The sequence below is a fragment of the Aestuariibius violaceus genome, assembly GCF_040779325.2.
Classification (GTDB): Bacteria; Pseudomonadota; Alphaproteobacteria; order Rhodobacterales; family Rhodobacteraceae; genus Aestuariibius; species Aestuariibius violaceus.
Genome location: NZ_JBFONT020000006.1, coordinates 15,315 through 33,493 on the forward strand (window position 1 = coordinate 15,315; position 18,179 = coordinate 33,493).

The 18,179-nt window shown below is 64.1% G+C and carries 15 protein-coding genes; 12 read left to right on the forward strand and 3 right to left on the reverse strand.

What is annotated here, in order from left to right:
- Positions 1 to 108: 108 nt before the first annotated feature.
- Positions 109 to 2,061, reverse strand: a complete 1,953-nt coding sequence (locus AADZ90_RS16815) for a putative bifunctional diguanylate cyclase/phosphodiesterase (protein ID WP_367311247.1) — start codon at positions 2,059 to 2,061, stop codon at positions 109 to 111.
- 176 nt (positions 2,062 to 2,237) lie between these two features.
- A complete protein-coding gene (locus AADZ90_RS16820) occupies positions 2,238 to 3,278 on the reverse strand; it encodes an ABC transporter ATP-binding protein (protein WP_367311246.1) in 1,041 nt (346 codons plus the stop codon).
- Positions 3,279 to 3,491: 213 nt separating this feature from the next.
- On the opposite strand from AADZ90_RS16820, the gene AADZ90_RS16825 reads away from it, so the two are divergent.
- The 3 genes from AADZ90_RS16825 to AADZ90_RS16835 are packed head-to-tail and all read left to right on the forward strand — an operon-like array spanning position 3,492 to position 6,702.
- Positions 3,492 to 4,736: an ABC transporter substrate-binding protein gene (locus AADZ90_RS16825; protein ID WP_367311245.1), complete on the forward strand. Its 1,245-nt coding sequence runs from the start codon at positions 3,492 to 3,494 to the stop codon at positions 4,734 to 4,736.
- Positions 4,737 to 4,784: 48 nt separating this feature from the next.
- Entirely contained in the window at positions 4,785 to 5,816 is a 1,032-nt protein-coding gene (locus AADZ90_RS16830) for a carbohydrate ABC transporter permease (protein WP_367311244.1), read from the forward strand.
- 4 nt (positions 5,817 to 5,820) lie between these two features.
- On the forward strand, positions 5,821 to 6,702 hold the full coding sequence (locus tag AADZ90_RS16835; protein ID WP_367311243.1) for a carbohydrate ABC transporter permease: 882 nt from the start codon (positions 5,821 to 5,823) through the stop codon (positions 6,700 to 6,702).
- Between the two features lie 406 nt (positions 6,703 to 7,108).
- Here AADZ90_RS16835 and AADZ90_RS16840 read toward each other — a convergent pair whose 3' ends face one another.
- Positions 7,109 to 8,074 (reverse strand): cupin domain-containing protein, encoded by a 966-nt coding sequence (locus AADZ90_RS16840; RefSeq protein ID WP_367311242.1) that lies wholly within the window; start codon positions 8,072 to 8,074, stop codon positions 7,109 to 7,111.
- 144 nt (positions 8,075 to 8,218) lie between these two features.
- Between AADZ90_RS16840 and AADZ90_RS16845 the strand changes: the two genes are divergently transcribed.
- From AADZ90_RS16845 to AADZ90_RS16885, 9 genes are all read left to right on the forward strand, one after another.
- Positions 8,219 to 9,124 carry a ring-cleaving dioxygenase gene (locus tag AADZ90_RS16845; protein ID WP_367311241.1) on the forward strand — a complete coding sequence of 302 codons (906 nt, stop codon included), beginning with the start codon at positions 8,219 to 8,221 and terminating at the stop codon, positions 9,122 to 9,124.
- Positions 9,124 to 9,759 carry an alpha/beta hydrolase gene (locus tag AADZ90_RS16850; protein ID WP_367311240.1) on the forward strand — a complete coding sequence of 212 codons (636 nt, stop codon included), beginning with the start codon at positions 9,124 to 9,126 and terminating at the stop codon, positions 9,757 to 9,759. Before AADZ90_RS16845 ends, AADZ90_RS16850 begins: the two co-directional genes overlap by 1 nt.
- Positions 9,760 to 10,245: 486 nt before the next feature.
- Positions 10,246 to 11,772 (forward strand): ABC transporter substrate-binding protein, encoded by a 1,527-nt coding sequence (locus tag AADZ90_RS16855; RefSeq protein ID WP_367311239.1) that lies wholly within the window; start codon positions 10,246 to 10,248, stop codon positions 11,770 to 11,772.
- 24 nt (positions 11,773 to 11,796) lie between these two features.
- The gene (locus AADZ90_RS16860; protein WP_367311238.1) at positions 11,797 to 12,741 is read left to right on the forward strand and encodes an ABC transporter permease; all 945 of its coding nucleotides are present in this window, start codon (positions 11,797 to 11,799) and stop codon (positions 12,739 to 12,741) included.
- 34 nt (positions 12,742 to 12,775) lie between these two features.
- The gene (locus AADZ90_RS16865; RefSeq protein ID WP_367311237.1) at positions 12,776 to 13,663 is read left to right on the forward strand and encodes an ABC transporter permease; all 888 of its coding nucleotides are present in this window, start codon (positions 12,776 to 12,778) and stop codon (positions 13,661 to 13,663) included.
- A gap of 294 nt (positions 13,664 to 13,957) precedes the next feature.
- On the forward strand, positions 13,958 to 14,851 hold the full coding sequence (locus AADZ90_RS16870; RefSeq protein WP_367311236.1) for an ATP-grasp fold amidoligase family protein: 894 nt from the start codon (positions 13,958 to 13,960) through the stop codon (positions 14,849 to 14,851).
- A 302-nt stretch (positions 14,852 to 15,153) separates the two neighbouring features.
- On the forward strand, positions 15,154 to 16,425 hold the full coding sequence (locus tag AADZ90_RS16875; protein ID WP_367311235.1) for a glycerate kinase type-2 family protein: 1,272 nt from the start codon (positions 15,154 to 15,156) through the stop codon (positions 16,423 to 16,425).
- Between the two features lie 3 nt (positions 16,426 to 16,428).
- Positions 16,429 to 16,764, forward strand: a complete 336-nt coding sequence (locus AADZ90_RS16880) for a Dabb family protein (protein WP_367311234.1) — start codon at positions 16,429 to 16,431, stop codon at positions 16,762 to 16,764.
- Between the two features lie 912 nt (positions 16,765 to 17,676).
- Complete coding sequence (locus tag AADZ90_RS16885) at positions 17,677 to 18,075, forward strand: transcriptional repressor (protein WP_411997071.1); 399 nt, start codon at positions 17,677 to 17,679, stop codon at positions 18,073 to 18,075.
- Positions 18,076 to 18,179 lie beyond the last annotated feature (104 nt).

Consider the following 18,179-nt stretch of genomic DNA (forward strand, 5'->3'; position numbering starts at 1 on the left):
GTTCACAAAGATCGCAAAGCAAGCACCCCTTTTGCCGCACGCGCCCTTCACCGCAGGTGAGCCAGCCACCGCCGGGCCGCCCGCTCCGGCAACCTCGAGAAGACCGCGTCAGGCCACCGCTTCCAGGATCGCAACCTCCGTCTCGCCCGCGGGCTTCGGGGCACCCCAGAGATAGCCCTGCCCACGGTCGCATCCAAAGCCCGAGACGATCCGCGCCTGCTCCTCCGTCTCGATCCCCTCCACGACGATCTTCATGCCGAGCCCCGTGGCAATATCGACGATTGCGTCCAGCACGAACTGCGCCTCGCTCGATTGTTCGATTTCGGTGACGAAGGACCGGTCGATTTTCAGCTCGTCGGCCGAGATCCGGCGCAGATAAGCAAGGCTGGAATAGCCGGTCCCGAAATCATCAAGAGAGATCTTCACACCCAGCGCCGACAGGTCTGCCAGGATCGCCTGCACGCCTTCCCAATCGTCGAGCATCACGGTTTCTGTGATCTCCAGCGTGAGAAGGGAGGGGTTGAAGTCCAGATCGGCCAGCAGATCGGCGACCGCTGTCACGATGTCGCGGTTGCTGAAATGAAGCGCCGAAAGGTTCACGCTGATCGCATAATCCCGCCCCGTAACACGGTTCCAGCTGGCCACCTGCCGGACCGCATCACCCAGCACCAGAAGGTCGAGGTCGACGATCAGACGTGTCTCTTCGGCAAGCGGCAGAAAGTCGGCGGGAGAGATCACCCTTCCCTGATGGCGCCAGCGGATCAGCGCCTCGAAGCCGTAGACGTACCCGTCGGCAAGATCGACCTTGGGCTGGAAGGCGACGAAGAACTCGTCGTCCTCGATGGCGCGCGGAATGGAATCCAGCAATTCGCGCCGCCTTGCATGGCGCTGCTCCAGCTCCGGCGTGTACGTCACGAATTGCTCGTGCGACCGGTACTTCGCCTCGGACAAGGCAAGCTCGACGGCTCGGATCATGCCGTCAGTCGACAGATGCCCTTCAGCCCGCAGCGTGTCGCTGCCCGCCCGCCCGATCGCCGTCTTCACGAAGACCCGGTTCGTGCCGTCCCGGATCGACATCTCTTCGATGCTTGAACAGATCTGGCTGCCATCCTCCTGCGCGAAAAGCGGCAGGACCAGCGCGAATTCATCCGCGCCCAGATGGACAGCCTCGCCCCCGCTGCGACCGGCGAGCGCCCTCAGCCGCTCGGACAGGGCCCGGAGCACGGCATCGCCCGTCGCGTGGCCGTAGCGTTCGTTGATCTCACCGAAGCGACTGACATCGATGAGCAGCAGTTGGAAATCCTCGAACCGCGTGATCCGGTCACCAAGAAAATGGTGAAGCTGCGACCGGTTGGGCAGTCCCGTCAGCGGGTCGGTGCGCGACAGGTATTCGGCGTGCCGCTCGGCCTTTTCGCGCCCGATGCGGATGCCGACCTCCCGCCGCAAAACGAGGACGAGCGCCGAAAACGCCCCCAGCATCGCAAGGACCGCCGCGTAGATTGACGCCGTGAAGAAGGCGAGCGTGCGTTCCTGCTTCAAAAACGCCGCCTCACGCTCCTCGGCGAGGAGATGGAAGTACCGGATGATCGTGTATTTCGTCCGTTCGCGATGCCCGGAAAACGTCACTTCAAGCGTCACCGGGTCAGCGAAATCCGCTTCGATCGCAGCCTTTGCCGCCGCAATCGTCGCCGCGAGATTCTCTTCTGCGCGCCCGGAAGCCGCCACCGTCCCGCTGCTTTCAAAGACCTCGCTCAGCCGGTCGGCATAGCGTTCCAGATTGCGCAGGGCACCGGCGAAATCGGTGATCACATGTTTGGGGACCGCCCGCCCGTCCTCGGTCCAGGCAATCTCCTGCAAGCGATAGTGAAGACGGTCGATCAGCGTCAGCACGGCAATCCCCGTCCGCAACTCCGGCGCTTCGCTGTGATTGCCCTGTATGGCGAGCTTTTGACGCACAACATGAACTTCGTAGGCCGCAAAGGCAGCGAAAAGTGTCATGATCCCAAGGGCCACCATCGTGCCGCGGGTCGTTGCCAGCAGGCGTGACAGGCGCGCGATCACCGGCAGCCCCAAGCGGCTTGCGCCAGGCCAGAGGAGGGTCGAGCCGTGCAGGGCGGAGCATAGAACTGGGCAGCCATTGAAACGCCTTTGCTTCAAAAGAAACCGATGCCCCGATCCTTGCCGCATGAAGCTGAACAAAATGTGAACACTAGAAATTGAAATGAGTTTCGTTCAACTCAAAGACGACGACCGCCATCCGGATCGAAAAGGTGGCAAATCCCGGCAGGCACGCGAGCCGAGACGGTCTCGCCGATCTCGATCCTGTAATCCTTGTCCGCTTTTACCGAGATCAGCGCCCCGCCCACCCGCATCGTCACCATCGTCGCATCGCCCAGCAGCTCCAGCGAATAGACCGGCGCGGTGATCTCGCCCTCCTCGGCGATCGCCGCATCCTCCGCCCGGAACCCCAGAACGACCGGCCCGTCCGGCGCGCCGACCCCCGCGATCCGCATCCGCTTCGCCTCGAACACCCCGCCCGAGACAGTCCCTTCCACCAGGTTCATCGCCGGGCTGCCGATAAAGCCCGCGACAAAGGTGTTGGCCGGATTGTCGTAGATCTCGGTCGGCGTGCCGACCTGCTGCACGACGCCCTTCGACATCACGACGACCCGGTCGGCCAGCGTCATCGCCTCGATCTGGTCGTGGGTGACGTAGATCGTCGTCACCTTCAGCTCGTGGCTCAGGTTCTTGATCTGCGCCCGCGTCGACACGCGCAGCTTGGCATCGAGGTTCGACAGCGGCTCGTCCATCAGGAACACGTTCGGCTCCCGCACGATGGCCCGCGCCAGCGCGACCCGCTGCCGCTGCCCGCCCGACAGCTCCGACGGCTTGCGATGCAGGAACTCGTCCAGCTCCACCATTTCCGACGCCCGCCGCACCCGGGCGTCATGCTCGGCCTCGGGCACCTTCCGGACCTTCAGCGGAAAGCGGATATTGTCGTAGACATTCATGTTCGGGTAGAGCGCGTAGCTCTGGAACACCATCGCCACGTCCCGGTCCTTGGGATCCAGATCGTTGATCCGCCGCCCATCCACCAGGATGTCGCCGTCGGTCACATCCTCCAGACCCGCGATCATCCGCATCGTCGTGGTCTTGCCGCAACCCGAGGGCCCGAGCAGCACCAGGAACTCCCGGTCCGCGATGGTCAGGTCGAAATTGTCGACGCCGACAAAAGACCCCCAGCGCTTGGAGACGCTCTTCAACTGGATCTCGGCCAAGGCGACCTCCCCGCACGGGCAAATACCAGGCGAGCCTAAGCGCCGCCTCTCAAAAGACAAGACCTAAGCAGCTCTGGAACCAAGCCAATTCCTGTTGCAATCACAGCGACCTTGACGCAGCGTCTTCACATAACCGGACCGGCGGGCTGGCCCCGCACGTCGCAAGAACCAGATCGTCCGGAAACAGTGCCAGAACAGGGAAGGGTCCGCCCCATGACGATTTTCAGAACTTTGCTCGCCACATCCGCCCTTGCCGCCAGCGCCGGCGCCGTCTGGGCCGAAGGCCACGGCTGCGGCATCGAAAGCGGCCGGATCAACATCCTCGCCAACGACTTCCCAGCCCTGCGCGCCGTCGTCGACCGCGCCGAAACCTGTGCGACGGGCGGGGTCGAGTTCAGCTCGAACCTCACGACCGAACACAAGGATATCCAGGTCGCCGCCCTGTCCGCCAACCCGGCCGAATACACCGCCGCCATCGTCGCGAACGCCTCGATCCTGCCGCTGATGAACGAAGGGCTGATCCGCCCGCTCGACGATCTGGTGGCCGAACACGGGCAGAACCTCAGCCCGACCCAGCTCATCACCATCAACGGCCAGGTCATGGCCGTGGCCTTCATGGCCAATGCCCAGCACCTCTTTGTGCGCGAGGATATCCTGGCCGAAGCGGGCATCGAGATCCCGACCACCTACGAACAGGTGATCGAGGCGGCAGCGGCCATCGAAGAGGCCGGGATCATGGACGATCCCTTCGCCATGAACACCGCCGTCGGCTGGAACCTCGCCGAGGAATTCGTGAACATGTATCTGGGCCTTGGCGGCGAATTCTTCGAACCCGGCACCGCCAATGTGGCGATCAACAACGAAACGGGCATCCAGGCGCTCGAGATGCTGTCGCAGGTCAACGCCTATGCCGACCCCGACTTCCTGACCTTCGATTCCAACGCGACCGGCGCGCTCTGGGAATCGGGCGAACTGGCGCTTGCCGTCATGTGGGGCTCCCGCGGCTCGACCATCCTCGACGACGAAGGCTCGACCGAAGAGGTCACGTCGAACACCCGCCTCGTGGCCGCCCCCACCGTCGGCGGCGGCGACCGGCCCGCCTCCACCCTCTGGTGGGACGGCTTCACCATCTCGGCCAACATCTCCGACGAGGATGCCGAGGCGACGTTCATCGCGCTCGTCAACGGCATCGACCCCGCGCTGATGGAGGATCACAACGACAAGGCCGTCTGGCTGATCGAAGGCTACCAGCCCGGACCTGCGGCGGAAGGCGTGGCAACCACCGCGCAGATGGGTACCGCGCCCTATCCAATGCTGCCCTATATGGGCCTCCTCCACACCGCGCTCGGCAATGAACTGGCCGAATTCATGCAAGGCACCGAAAGCGCCGAACAGGCACTCGCAGATGTCGAGGCCGCCTATACGACGACCGCCCGCGAACAGGGCTACATCCAGTAAGCCACAAGGGCGGGGCTCCGGCCCCGCCCCTCCCCGGCGGAGCGGCCCATGCCCCACGGCACCTTCCTGCGCTTCATCTTCCCGTCGCTCGCCGCGATGATCCTCTTCATCGCGCTCCCCATCATCTCGATCGCGATCCAGTCGCTCTATGTCGAACACGAACAGGTGCTGATCGTCACCGAAAACTGCGGCCCCTTCGGCTGCACCCCCTCGACCACCATCGACCAGCAGGCGACGCAGGCCCTGCGCGACGCCGAACCGCTCGGCCGGTTCAACGGCCTTGGCACCTACACCAACCGCTCCCACCTGGCTTTCGCCGAGGTGTCGGCCGCCTGGGCCGCCTCCGACGGTATCGGGGATTTCCTCGGGCGCCTGATGAACCTGCCCTTCTACAAGGCGCTCGCCTTCACGCTGTCCTACACCGCCATCGTCACGCCGCTTGTCCTGATCCTCGGCCTGATGATCGCGCTCGCCGTCAATGCCCTGCCCAAGATGGTCAAGGGCCCGACGATCTTCTTCACGCTGCTGCCGATGATCGTCACGCCGCTGATCGCCTCGCTCATCCTCTTCTGGATGATCGACGCCCGCGGCATCATCGGCGCCTCGCTCCAGAACCTGACGGGTGACCCGAACCTCTCGCTCAAGGCGTCCCCCACGCTCACCTGGATCACCCTCTTCGTCTACGGCGTCTGGCACTCGGCCCCCTTCGCTTTCATCGTCTTCTATGCGGGCCTCCAAACCGTGTCCGAGGAAACGCTCGAGGCCGCCATGATCGACGGCGCCTCCCGCTGGCAGCGCGTCCGCCACGTGACGCTCCCGCACCTGATGCCGCTCGTCATCTTCATCACGCTGATCCAGCTGATGGACAATTTCCGCGTCTTCGAACCGATCGTCGGCTTCTCGGCCGAGGCAAACGCGACCTCGCTCTCCTGGATCATCTTCGACGATCTCAGGAACGAGGCCGGCGCGCTTTTCGGTTCCGCCGCAGCCACCTCGGTGCTCACGATCATCGGCGTCGCCATCCTGCTCACCCCCGTCGTGATCCGCACCTGGCGCGACTTCAACCGAAAGAGGGTGTGAGACGATGGCCGCCCGCGCGCAACAACGCTCCACCACGCTCGTCACCCTCTCGACGATCTTCATCATCGTCTGGCTGATCGTCGCGGCCTTCCCCTTCCTCTGGACGCTCTGGGGCAGCTTCAAGGTGCAGGGCGACTTCTTCTCCAAGGCCGACTGGACCAACGCGCTCTACGGCACCCGCACCCAGGCCGAAACCGGCAGCCCCTTCACCCTGCAAGCCTATGCCGGCGCCTGGGTGGAGGAAGAATTCTGGCGCGCCGCCCTCAACACGATGATCGTCGTCATCGCCGTCGTCATCATCTCGCTGACCTTCGGCACGCTGGGCGGCTACGCGCTCGCCCGCTCCGGCTACCGCTACGCCTTCTGGCTGCTGATGGCCGCGCTGATCTTCCGCGCCATGCCCCATATCACGCTGGTCTCTGGCTACCTGCTTCCCTTCTTCGAATGGGGCGTCTGGGGCAGCCTCTCGACGGCGATCATCGTCCTGGTGGCCATCAACCAGCCCTTCACGCTCTGGATGCTGCACTCGTTCTTCCTGAACATCCCCAAGGACCTCGACGAAAGCGCCATGGTCGACGGATGCACCCGCTTCCAGGCCTTCCGCCACGTGATCGTCCCCGTGATGTGGCCCGGCGTCATCACCACCGGCCTCTTCTCGTTCCTGCTCGCCTATAACGACTTCACCGTCACGGCCCTGCTGCTGAGCCAGCAGAACCACACGATGGTCCCCAAGATCGCGAGCTTCCTCGGCTCGGTCCAGGTCGAAGGCAACGTCATGTTCGCCGTCGCCTCCGTCGTCTCCGCCACCGCGCCGCTCTTCCTGCTGGTCATGTTCTTCCAACGCCAGATCGTCAGCGGCCTGACGGCAGGGGCTGTTAAGGGGTGAGCGGCGGTCCGGCGTAAGCCGGCAAAAGGTCCAGTGGACCTTTTGAGCCGCGAACGGGCGGAGCCCAAAGCCATCCCGGAAATCTCTCCAGTGGAGAGATTTCAGCGCCGAACGGGCGGAGCCCCGGCCAAGCGGCGGTCCGGCGTAAGCCGGCAAAAGGTCCACTGGACCTTTTGAGCCGCGAACGGGCAGAGCCCAAAGCCATCCCGAAAATCTCTCCAGTGGAGAGATTTCAGCGCCGAACGGGCGAAGTCCCAAAGTCAGACCGCCCCCTTCATCTGGCCAAAAATACTCAAATCCCCCCGTCCAGCCATCCACTCCGACCAACCGAACAATCACCAAAAAACCGCCGGGGACGGTGGGCGGGGCGATCCGCGCAGCGGGAGCGCCGTCCCCGCCCGTCCTATCACCCCCGCCAGGTCGCCCCCGCCGGATCATCCGTCCCCACCACGTGATAAAGCGCCGCCTCCCCGCTCATCGCGGGCACCGCCCCATGCCGCAACCCGCCGGGCACCGTCGCCGTATCCCCCGGCGCCAATGAAACCTCGCCGCCCTCCCAGAACAGCCGCCAATGCCCCGTCACCGGCATCAGAACCGACGCGCGGTCATGGGAATGCATCCCGTCCGACGCCGACGACCGCGTCACCAGATCCACCTCGAACCCCGGCTTGTCGCGGATGATCCCCCGCTCGCCGATCACCTTGACCGGCCGGTCTTTCGCCAAGGCCACCATGTCCAGATACCGCCGCACCCCGAAGCCCACGACCTCCATCGGCGCGGGCTCCGGATACCTGTCCAGCTCCGCCTCCGTCAGCACCGGCATCGGGCCGACGCCGTCGGGCAGGCTCTCGCCCTTCTTCGTGTCGTAAAGCCGCCCGTTTTCTCCCAGAACCAGCCCGTGCGCGCCCGCCTCCTCGATCACCTGCGGCGCCCAGATCACGCCGCCCCCGGCATCGTCGCCGCCGAGGATCGCCATGATCATCCCGTAATCCGTGCCCACATTCTCGAACCCGCGGAAGATGCCCGTCGGGATGTTGATGATGTCGCCCTTTTCCAGCACCACCTCGCCCGCATCGCCCCAGCGGCCCCAAAAGAACCGCCAGCGCCCGCTGAGGACGAAGAACACCTCCGCCGTCCGGTGCGAATGCAGCGAATTCCGGCAATGGGGCGGCTGCCCCGCCGCGCCGATATTGAACCCGTGCGGCTCGGCGATATGGACATGCTGATCGGGGCTTTCCGATACCCCGCCGCCGATGATGGTGAAGTTCTCCTTCCGGTCCGACCCCGGCGTATGGGCGTCGATGAACGCCGTCCGGCACGGCTTAAGATCCCCGTAGCGGACGATCCGCGCTTCCATCTCGGCTGGCGTCATGGCCCCCTCCCCTTGCTGTCGCGGCCACTCTCCCAGAAGCCCCAGCCCGCCGCAATCCGTGCACTCACGCACCAATCCGGTGCCGCCGTGCATCTTTGTTAAGCCCTCTCCGAACGCTATCTCCTGCCCTGAAAGGAGATCCCCATGACCAAGACAGCGCTTCCCGGCCTGCACCACGTGACAGCCATCTCCGGCCCGCCCCAGGCCAATGTCGATTTCTTCACCAAGGTCCTCGGCCAGAGGCTGGTGAAGAAGACCGTCAATTTCGACGATCCCGGCACCTACCACCTCTATTACGGCAACCACACCGCCGATCCCGGCACGATCCTGACCTTCTTCCCCTTCGTGGGCGCAGGCCCGGGCGCGCCCGGTGCCGGCATGGCCGAGGCCTATGCCTATGCCACCGGCGACTTCGACGACTGGACCCGCCAGGTCCGCGAGGCCGGCATCACCGTCGAGACCCCGCAGGAACGCTTCGGCGCCCGCGTCGCCACGCTGCGCGACCCCGACGGCGCAGCGGTCGAACTGGTCGAGGTCGCGGGCGCCGGTTCCCCCGCCGAAGGCGGCTTCCACTCCGTCACGCTCGCCGAAGCGGACCTCGAGCCCACCCAGCGCCTGATGACCGACATCCTCGGCTACGAAGAGGTCGGCCACGAGCAATCGGATGGCCGCGAACGCCTCCGCCTCCGCGCCCCAGGCGACGCCCGCGGCGCGGTGCTCGACCTCGTCCGCACCCAATCGCGCGGTCACTCGGGCGCGGGCACCATCCACCACGTCGCCTTCCGGGCCGAGGATGACGAGACCCAGCTCGCCTGGCGCGAAAAGCTCCTGAGCGAAGGCTACCAGGTCACGCCCGTCATCGACCGGCAGTACTTCAACGCGATCTACTTCCGCGAACCGGGCGGTGTGCTGTTCGAGATCGCGACCGACCCGCCGGGCTTCACCCGGGACGAGCCGCTCGAGCATCTGGGCGAGGCGCTGAAGCTGCCCGAGAAATACGAGGGCATGCGCGACCGCATCGAAGCGGCTCTGCCGCCGATCGCCGCCTGATGCAACGGCGCGGCACCAGCACGCGGCTGGGAGCGATCCTGCTCCATGGCCGCGGCAGCTCGGCGCGGGACATCCTCGGTCTCGCGTCGGCCCTCGGCCTCAGCGACATCGCCTATATCGCGCCCGAAGCGCCGGGGAACTCCTGGTGGCCCACCTCGTTTCTGGCGCCGCACGCCCAGATGGCCCCATGGCTCGACCGGGGCGTGGCGGCCATCGACCAGGCCGTCGCCACCCTAGAGGCCGACGGCTTTAGGAAAGACCGGATCGCAATTCTCGGCTTCAGCCAGGGCGCCTGCCTCGCCCTCGACTACGCCGCCCGCCGCCCCGGCCTGCATTCGGCCATCGGCCTCTCCGGCGGCCTCGTCGGCACCGGCGATGCGGACGGCACCCCCACCGAAGCCCTCTACGGCCACATCGACAAGCGCTTCGACTACGGCACCGACCTCACCGGTCTCGACGTCTTCATCGGCTGCCACGAACAGGATCCCCACATCCCGCTGGCCCGCGTCCACCGCAGTGCCGAGGTCCTCACCACCCTCGGCGCAAAGGTCCAGACCGACATCCTCCCCGGCCCCGGCCACGGCATCGTCCCGTCGGAAATCGACGCCGTGCAAAACCTCTGGATATCTGGGTAGGGAGGGGTTTCCCCGCGTTCGACATCCACCCATCGCAGGGTGGGCGATACGGTCCGCCATCCCGGCCCGAAACAATCCCCACCACTCCACCCATTGTCCAAACCGTTGCGCTGCACCGCAGCAGAACGCCGCATTACCCCTGCAAATCCGCCGCTCCCCCTCCGACGTTATGCCGACCATTTGCCGCCCGGATGCCGCAGGGCCGATTTGCCTTGGTTTTCCCGCATTAACTGGTGAGTCGCCGCCCCCTTCCCCGACGCACCGTATCGTCCGCCGTCCGCGCCTCTAACATCCGGTTAAGGTCCGTGGCGGCCCGGCCCGCCTGGAGGCGGTCGGGATCGGAGGCCGGTCCGTAGGAGCTTCGCGCCCGGTCAGCAGCGGCATCAGCCTTGACAGCCGATCGCAGGGTTTGTTCCGTAGCCGCCAGCGTTTGATATCGGTTCCGGCCAAGCCAAGGTCTGCGGACCAGCGATTTGGGGGATCGGAATGGGAAAGACACGCGCACTCCGCTTGTTCGGATACGCCGTCGCGATCGCGCTGACTGCGACCGGCTCCGCCTCTGCAGAGACCGAGCTCAAGTTGGCAATGAAAGCCCAGCCGCCAACGCTGGACCTTCATGTCACATCGACCAACACGGTTCGCAATGTCGCTGCCCACATCAACGAGGGCCTGTTTGCCTTCGACAGCACCTTCACGCCCCACCCCGTCCTCGCCGAAAGCGTGGACCGAAGCGCGGACGGCCTGACCTACACTTTCGCCATCCGACAAGGCGTTCCTTTCCACAACGGCGATGAACTGGCGGCGGAAGACGTCGTCGCCTCGCTTGACCGCTGGCTCAGGCGAAGCTCGTTCGGGCGGACGCTTGCGCCCTATGTGTCGGCGGTCGAAGCCACCGATCGCTCCACGGTCGAATTGCGGCTGAACGCCCCGGCGAACTTCGTCGTCACGGCGCTAAGTACTTGGCGAGCCGGGCCTTTCATCTACCCGGCAGAGGTGATCGAGGCAGCGGGCGATGACAGGATCACCGACTACATCGGAACGGGCCCCTACCGTTTCGTCGATTGGCGCGACGGTCAGGAAATCCGGCTGGAGCGGTTCGATGCCTACGCGCCGGTCGATGCACCTGCGGACGGCTATACCGGCCGGAGGGTGGCACTTGCCGACACCCTGCGCTTCGTCTTCGTACCGGAGCTGTCAGTGCGGCGGATCGGCGTGGAAACCGGCGACTTCGACGTGGCGCTCGACATCGATCCGGACAGCTACGATCGATACCAGACCAACCCGGACGTCGTATCGTCGCTCGGCGCGCCGCGCATGACCACGCTGATCCCGAACAAATCCGGTGGCCCGATGTCCGATCCCGGGCTGCGCCGGGCGGTTCAGGCGGCCATATGCGTCGAGGACGTGCTGCCCGTCTACGGTGGTGCCGCATTCTGGCGGGCGGATCCCAGCCTGACCTGGAAGGAAACCGCGTGGTGGAGCGATGCGGGATCCGATCTCTACAACCTGTGCGATCCGGATCTGGCGCGGACGCTTGCAGAAGCCGCGGGCTATGCCGGGGAGCCGATCCGCCTGGCCCTGTCGAGCGGGGACCAGTCGAAATACAACGTGGGTCTGGTGCTGGAGCAGCAGTTGGAACGCGCGGGTCTGGTCGTGGAACTGGAGGTGCGGGACGCCGCTGCGCATGAGGAAACGCTCGACACGAAATCCGCCTGGGATCTCATGATCAGCGAGCACACCTACCGCAGCCACCCCATTCTGCACTCCCATCTGCAGGCGACCTGGACAGGATGGTGGGAGAATGCCGACCGCGATGCGCTTGTGGCAGAACTCCTGACCGCACCGGAAGCCAAGGCAAAGTTGATCTGGGACCGCATACAACGCCTCTACTATGAGGACGCAGCCGTCATCAAAATCGGCGATTACTTCGAGCATCACATCGCCGGCGATTCCGTGACCGGCTACGCAAACATGCCAGAGCCATTCTTCTGGAACGTTGGTGTCGACCGCTAAAGCCGGATCGCTTCGGGGCCTGGGATGAGCGCCTTCCTGATCCGACGGCTGACGGGCGCTCTCCTGACGATGCTCATTGTCGTGACGATCGTCTTCTTCGTGACCAACGTGATCCCGGGATCGCCGGCAGCGGTCATACTTGGCGAAGACAGAACGGCCGAGCAGGTTGCGGAACTCAATCGCGAGCTGGGCTTGGACCGGTCCCTACCCGTCAGATACCTGACCTGGATCTCTGACCTGCTATCGGGGGATCTAGGGACTTCGTACTTCAATGGCAGCGATGTCAGAACGGTCATTCTGCAGAGGGTGGAGCCGACACTCATCCTGACCGCGACATCGGCGCTTCTGGCCATCGCTATCGGCATCCCTCTTGGCGTGATCGCCGCGCTCTATCGCGGAAGCGCGGTCGATTTCGCGGCCATGGTGGCGGCGCTTACCGCGGCAGCTCTCCCCAACTTCTGGCTCGGCCTGCTGCTTGTCCTTCTGCTCTCGCTTTATTGGGGCATCTTCCCTGCTGCCGGCTACGTCAGCCTGTTCGAAGATCCAGGCGACGCCTGGCGATACCTCGTTCTTCCCTCCATTACGCTGGGCGCCAGCCATGCCGGCGTCATCGCCCGCATCGCGCGCGCCAACCTGTTGGAGGAGATGGGGGCAGACTATCTTCGGACCGCCCGCGCGAAAGGCCTTCGCCAGCGGTCTGTCATTGTCGGTCACGCATTGCGCAATTCGCTCGTTCCGACGCTGGGGGTGGTTGGGGTCGCCGTCGCCCTGATGGTCGGCGGCTCGGTCGTCACGGAAACGGTCTTTGCCATTCCCGGGATCGGCCGCCTGCTGATCGAATCCGTCCTCGGTCGGGACTTCCCGATGATCCAGGGGACCGTCCTCGTGATCGCCGTGTTTGTCGCGCTCGTGAACCTGTTGGTCGACATTACCTACGCCCTGATCGACCCGCGGATCCGCCATGCGTAGCAGAACACGCGGGTCACGAAGTCTGCTCTGCTATATGCGTTCACCGGCAAACCTCATCTGCCTGTCCCTTGTCGGCCTGGTGGCGCTCGCCGCAATCCTCGCTCCCTTGATCACGCCGCATGATCCCGCCTTCATATCGGTGGCCGACCGGCTGCAGCCCCCAAGCCTGGACGGGGAATATCTGCTGGGATCCGACCATCTGGGGCGTGACGTCGCCTCTCGCCTGCTCTTCGGGGCGCGGGTGAGCATGGGCGTCGGAGCGGCGGTTGTGGCCCTATCCTGCAGCCTTGGTGTCATTCTTGGACTTCTCGGCGGATACCTTGGGCGGGCAGGCGATCTTCTGATGCGTATCGTCGACGGGATGCTGGCCTTTCCAGAGATTGTCCTTGCCCTCGCTCTAATCGCGGCCCTGGGATCGAGCCTCCTCAACGTCATCCTCGCCCTGACCTTCGTTTTCGTTCCTCGCGTCGCCCGGGTTGTCCATGCCAGTGTGCTCAGCCTGCGCAACAGGGAGTTCGTTCTGTCTGCCGAGGCGCTCGGATGCAGCCCGATCCGGGTGGTCATCTGGCATATCCTGCCGCAAGCGCTCGGGCTGGTGGCGGTGCAGGCCACGTTTATCTTCGCCCATGCCGTGATCTCCGAGGCGGGCTTGACCTTTCTTGGGGTCGGTCTGCCGCCCGGAGGCGCCAGCTGGGGGGCGATGCTGAGCGAGGGGCGCGCTCACCTGCTCGACGCGCCCTGGATCACGACACTCCCCGGCCTCGCCATCTTCAGCCTCGTCCTGAGCCTGAACATACTCGGAGACGGCCTGCGGGACATGCTCGACCCGCGCTTGGTCGTGTTGCCTCCAGGCCGCTACGGGCGCCGTCTTCGCGGCGGTCAGAATGGCGATGCCCGGGCCTCTAGCGCCTCCAGCCGTTAATCCCGGCATCCGTCCAATGCGGCCAGATTCCCTTATCTTGCGCGGTCGGTCGGTTGTTGGCACGTTTCATGGGGTACAAGACCATTCAGGACGCCTTCGAATGCAGCGCCGGCCGCATCACAACAAATCGTCAAGGCATTCGACGATCTCTCAGCGATCCCGGCAAACGGGGACGCGGGGCCGGAAGCGCTGAGCCATTTCCGCCTCACTCACGCCGAACGCCTGACCTTTGCGGCTGTCGATCGGTGGATCGCGCGGGAACACCGCTTCCAGTTTCGGCGTCTTGCCAGAGGATTGAGGAGGAACGGCCAGCGCCCAAGCCCTGCATTTCCCCTTTGTGCCGAGGACAAAGGCCTTTGGCGCAGGGTCTTTGACCACGATCCCCGCTTCATCACGGTATCCGACAAACTTGCCGCCAAGGATTGGGTCCGGCAGGCAGTGACCGATGTCGAGATCCCTCAAGTTCTCTGGCAGGGAACGGATCCCGGACAACTGCCGCAACCCCTTCTTGGCGACACCTGTGTCGTGAAAACAAACCACGGCTCGGGTGCCAACATCTTCGTCCGCGACGGTGTGCCTGGATATGCCGAGGTCGTGGAAAATGCGCGAAGCAACCTGGGAAAAGACCATGCCAGGCGCTACCACGAGTGGGGCTATTTCGGGATCCCGCGAAGGGTTTTCGTCGAAGAGATGATCGGCGGTGGCGCACCGTTGACCGACATGAAAATCCATACGGTCGGCCCAGATATCGTTTACTTGCTTTGCTTGAAGGATCGCTTTGGCAGCCCGCGCCGCTGCTATTGGGAACCGGACGGTGCGGGGGGCTTCCGCAGGTCTGAATTGAAGCCACGCGATGGCAGCCCGCGAGATATGGGGCCCTTGCCTGAAACCGCCCCGATGGCGCTCGACATTGCGCGGCGCCTTGGCGCGCATTTCGACTACATGCGGGTCGATCTTCTGACGGACGGGCGAAAGGTCTGGTTTGGCGAGCTGACCGTCTATCCGGGCGGTGGGATCTGGCCGGAGATTGGCCACCTGCCCGAGCATCATTTGAACGTTGGCTGGGATCTGCGAAAAAGCTGGTTCCTGTCGACCCCTCAGCAAGGTTGGCGGGGGATCTACGCAAGGTTTTTGCAACGCGCGCTGGATCGCCAGCACAGCGCTCAGCCAAAAGAGATGCAGGAGTGAGCCAACTCAAGCGATGAAACCTGAGAATAAGACCCGCTACATGATCCACGCAGCAAGGAACGAACCGGAACATCCATGAAACCCCTTCCTTACCGAATTCGCCGCGTCCGTCCATGGGCGTGCGCTGCGATCCATGCATGAACAAGATGTCCCAGACCTGACTATCAGGCCCCGCCGTGGCGATGTCGCGCGATTTGGCCGGACGGGCGCCACTCCTCTTCTTGAGCAGATGGACGACGATATTCCCCCAAACCAAATCAGCCACTTGAATTGGAGATTGTCTTGCGCCAGTCGAGCCTCACATGAGCTTTCCCGAGCCATCCACCTTTTTGCGGCAGTTATTCGATGAGGCCGTTGCCGTTGCCGATCCGATGCGCGTGGTTCCGGCCGCCCTTCCGCCGAAACCCGACGGCCGCATCGTTGTCGTCGGCGCGGGCAAGGCGTCAGCCCGCATGGCCGAAGCGGTGGAATCGGTCTGGGGGCCCTGCGAGGGTCTGGTCATCACCCGATATGGCTATCGGCGCCCGACCGCAGGGATCGAGATCATCGAGGCGGCGCATCCCGTCCCGGATCAGGCCGGCGCCGATGCAACGCAACGCATGCTGAAACTGCTTGGCAGCACGGGGGCAGGCGACCTCGTGCTGGCCCTGATCTCCGGCGGGGGATCGGCGCTTTTGACCGCGCCCGCCAGCGACATCACGCTGGATGAAAAACAAGCCGTGACCGAGGCGCTCCTCCGGTCCGGCGCACCGATCGATCGGATGAACATTGTGCGAAAGCACCTCAGCGAGGTGAAAGGCGGCCAGCTTTCGGCAGCGGCCTATCCGGCGACGGTTTTCAGCCTTCTGATCTCGGATGTGCCAGGGGATGACCCGGCTTCGATTGCATCCGGCCCGACGGTCGGCGAAACCTCGACATCGGCTGATGCCCGGCAGATCCTTGAGGAGTTCAAGATCGATATGCCCGATAGCGTGACAGAGCATCTCAGCCGCGAAACAGGCGTGATCTCTCCGGGCGCCCAAGAGTTGGAAAGCACGACGAACATCGTCGTTGCCGCCCCGTCTAAATCACTTGAGGCCGCCGCCAGGCTTGCGCGGGATCGGGGGGTCGCGGTCCGCATCCTGGGGGATGCGCTTGAAGGGGAAGCGCGGGAACTGGCGGCGACGCAGGTCGAAACCGCCCGAGGGATCCAGGCCGGAATGACTGTCGGAGAGGCGCCGGTTCTTCTGCTCTCTGGCGGGGAATGCACCGTCTCCGGCCGCGACCGCGGCATAGGCGGGCCGAACGCCGAATTCGCCCTGGCCGCCGCGATTGCTCTTGACGGGGCAGACGGCATCCATGCCATCGCCTGCGACACGGACGGGGTCGACGGCGCCGCCGAGGTGGCCGGCGCCTGTATCAGCCCGTCCACCCTCGCCAAGGCAAAGAAGCTTGGTGCCGATCCGGCCGAGGCGCTGAACACACATGACAGCCACACCTTCTTCGCCCGCCTCGGGGATCAGATCGTCACCGGCCCGACCCTAACCAACGTAAACGATTTCAGAGCGTTCCTGATCGAGCCGACAAGGAGGTAACCAATGCTCTTGCATTGCGTGTTTTTGCAGTTTGCCGACCGATATGCAGAAGCCGAACGCAAGGAAGTGCTGCGCGACCTCGGCACGCTGAAGGGGGAGGTCGATGGAATGCTTCAATACCACCATGGTCCGAACCTCGACTTCGAGAGCAAGACACCCGAGCACAAAGACGGTTTCGTCATCCTCTTCCGCGACCGAGAGGCTCATCTGGCATATGAACGCCACCCGAAACACGTCAGACTGAGCGCCCGTCTGGTCGAGATGTGTGTTGGCGGGGCCGACGGCATAGTGGTCTATGACATCGCCTGCGAAGGGGACACATCTTCCCAATCGACCTGAGAACAGGGGGCAGAATCGGTGCGTGAAAGGAAATGAAGGCCGCCGACGGATGTTTGGTGCGCGCACGAGCCCATCCCCGATCAACGGCTCTGCGAGGGCACAGGCACCTGTCAGAACACGGGACGGCGCCGCAGTATTGCCTGCGTCTCCGCTTCTTATTGGCCCGGAGGGGCAGCACGTCGCCGACTATCAACCAATCGCGGCGCGGCGTCATCTCTCGGGGCTGGGCGATACTGTGGGGAGCGACGCGCCACTCCCATCACCCCGCACGTCCTTCACGCGGACGTTGCGAGCTTCTGGCCTATGTAAATGACGGCCTGACGCAGCTCCTCTGTGGTCAGAGACTGGGCTCTAAGATGGTTCGGTCCTTCCTTGGGAACGGGCCTGTTCAGTTCAAGCTCTGCCACGATCTTCTTCAGCCGAGCGTTCTCTCACTTCATTCTTCCGCTCTGACAACCGCAAGCGTCCCATCCCACAATCGCCAAGTGTAGTACGTCGCGTCGCCAATCCCGACACGCCGATGCCACGTCAGTCCCTTCGGTCAGCTTCAACTCACTCTCACGCAGAAGCTTCGATACGTCTTCGTTTGAACGCCATTCGATCTCACCTTCTCACGGCCAGCCTCGCGACAGAGAGGAAAACGGACCAATTCGCCGCTCCCGACCCACATCGTCAGCCCGAAATTGACGCGTCAGGTTAGCCCGCATCAGGCAGCTCTTTTGAGAAAGCGGCTCGAGAACCCGGCGTGCTCAATGCTGATACTTGGAAGAGGGCCGACCGCTCCTCGCTGCCCCGCAGCGACAAGAGCCGTGAGGCCTGGTTAATGTCGCTCACCCGCTTGCTCACGGCCGTCTTGTCATTTTTGTTATGTTATAACATAACGTGATTCTCGTTGGGTGTTGTGAGGGACTGATGAGCAGGCGAGGAGATGAGATGCAGGCGCGAGTGCTTGGTGTCCTGCGGCATCATCTGGGACCCATGTCTGCGTATGACGTCCTTGACCGTCTTCGGGAGACCACTCCGAAACTTGCTCCGCCGACCATCTATCGGGCGCTCGCCGCGTTGACCGAGCGCGGTCGGGTCCACCGGTTGGAATCGCTGAACGCCTTCATCGCCTGCCGATGTGATCACCGCCATGACGCAGCCGTCCTCTCGATCTGTGATGGGTGTGGAGTGGTCCAGGAAAGCGTTGCGCCTGAACTTGTCGCTGACCTGTCCGCCATCACGGGCCAATCGGGCTTTGCCGTGAAGCGTCACGTGATCGAGGTTCACGGCACCTGCGCAGACTGCACGAGGCAAGCACAGGTATGAACAGGCATCGTTTGGGATTGCTTCTGCTCGGAGCCGGGCCGCGACTGGCTGGCGCGGCGCTGATCGTCGCCGCACTCTGGGCGGCGTTCTTTTGGGCCACCTCC

What these genes read in the sequence shown, in the direction of transcription:
- AADZ90_RS16825 (WP_367311245.1), top strand. Translation starts at nt 3,492, where the DNA reads ATGACGATTTTCAGAACTTTGCTCGCCACATCCGCCCTTGCCGCCAGC.
- AADZ90_RS16830 (WP_367311244.1), top strand. Translation starts at nt 4,785, where the DNA reads ATGCCCCACGGCACCTTCCTGCGCTTCATCTTCCCGTCGCTCGCCGCG.
- AADZ90_RS16835 (WP_367311243.1), top strand. Translation starts at nt 5,821, where the DNA reads ATGGCCGCCCGCGCGCAACAACGCTCCACCACGCTCGTCACCCTCTCG.
- AADZ90_RS16840 (WP_367311242.1), bottom strand. Translation starts at nt 8,074, where the DNA reads ATGACGCCAGCCGAGATGGAAGCGCGGATCGTCCGCTACGGGGATCTT.
- AADZ90_RS16845 (WP_367311241.1), top strand. Translation starts at nt 8,219, where the DNA reads ATGACCAAGACAGCGCTTCCCGGCCTGCACCACGTGACAGCCATCTCC.
- AADZ90_RS16850 (WP_367311240.1), top strand. Translation starts at nt 9,124, where the DNA reads ATGCAACGGCGCGGCACCAGCACGCGGCTGGGAGCGATCCTGCTCCAT.
- AADZ90_RS16855 (WP_367311239.1), top strand. Translation starts at nt 10,246, where the DNA reads ATGGGAAAGACACGCGCACTCCGCTTGTTCGGATACGCCGTCGCGATC.
- AADZ90_RS16860 (WP_367311238.1), top strand. Translation starts at nt 11,797, where the DNA reads ATGAGCGCCTTCCTGATCCGACGGCTGACGGGCGCTCTCCTGACGATG.
- AADZ90_RS16865 (WP_367311237.1), top strand. Translation starts at nt 12,776, where the DNA reads ATGCGTTCACCGGCAAACCTCATCTGCCTGTCCCTTGTCGGCCTGGTG.
- AADZ90_RS16875 (WP_367311235.1), top strand. Translation starts at nt 15,154, where the DNA reads ATGAGCTTTCCCGAGCCATCCACCTTTTTGCGGCAGTTATTCGATGAG.
- AADZ90_RS16880 (WP_367311234.1), top strand. Translation starts at nt 16,429, where the DNA reads ATGCTCTTGCATTGCGTGTTTTTGCAGTTTGCCGACCGATATGCAGAA.
- AADZ90_RS16885 (WP_411997071.1), top strand. Translation starts at nt 17,677, where the DNA reads ATGAGCAGGCGAGGAGATGAGATGCAGGCGCGAGTGCTTGGTGTCCTG.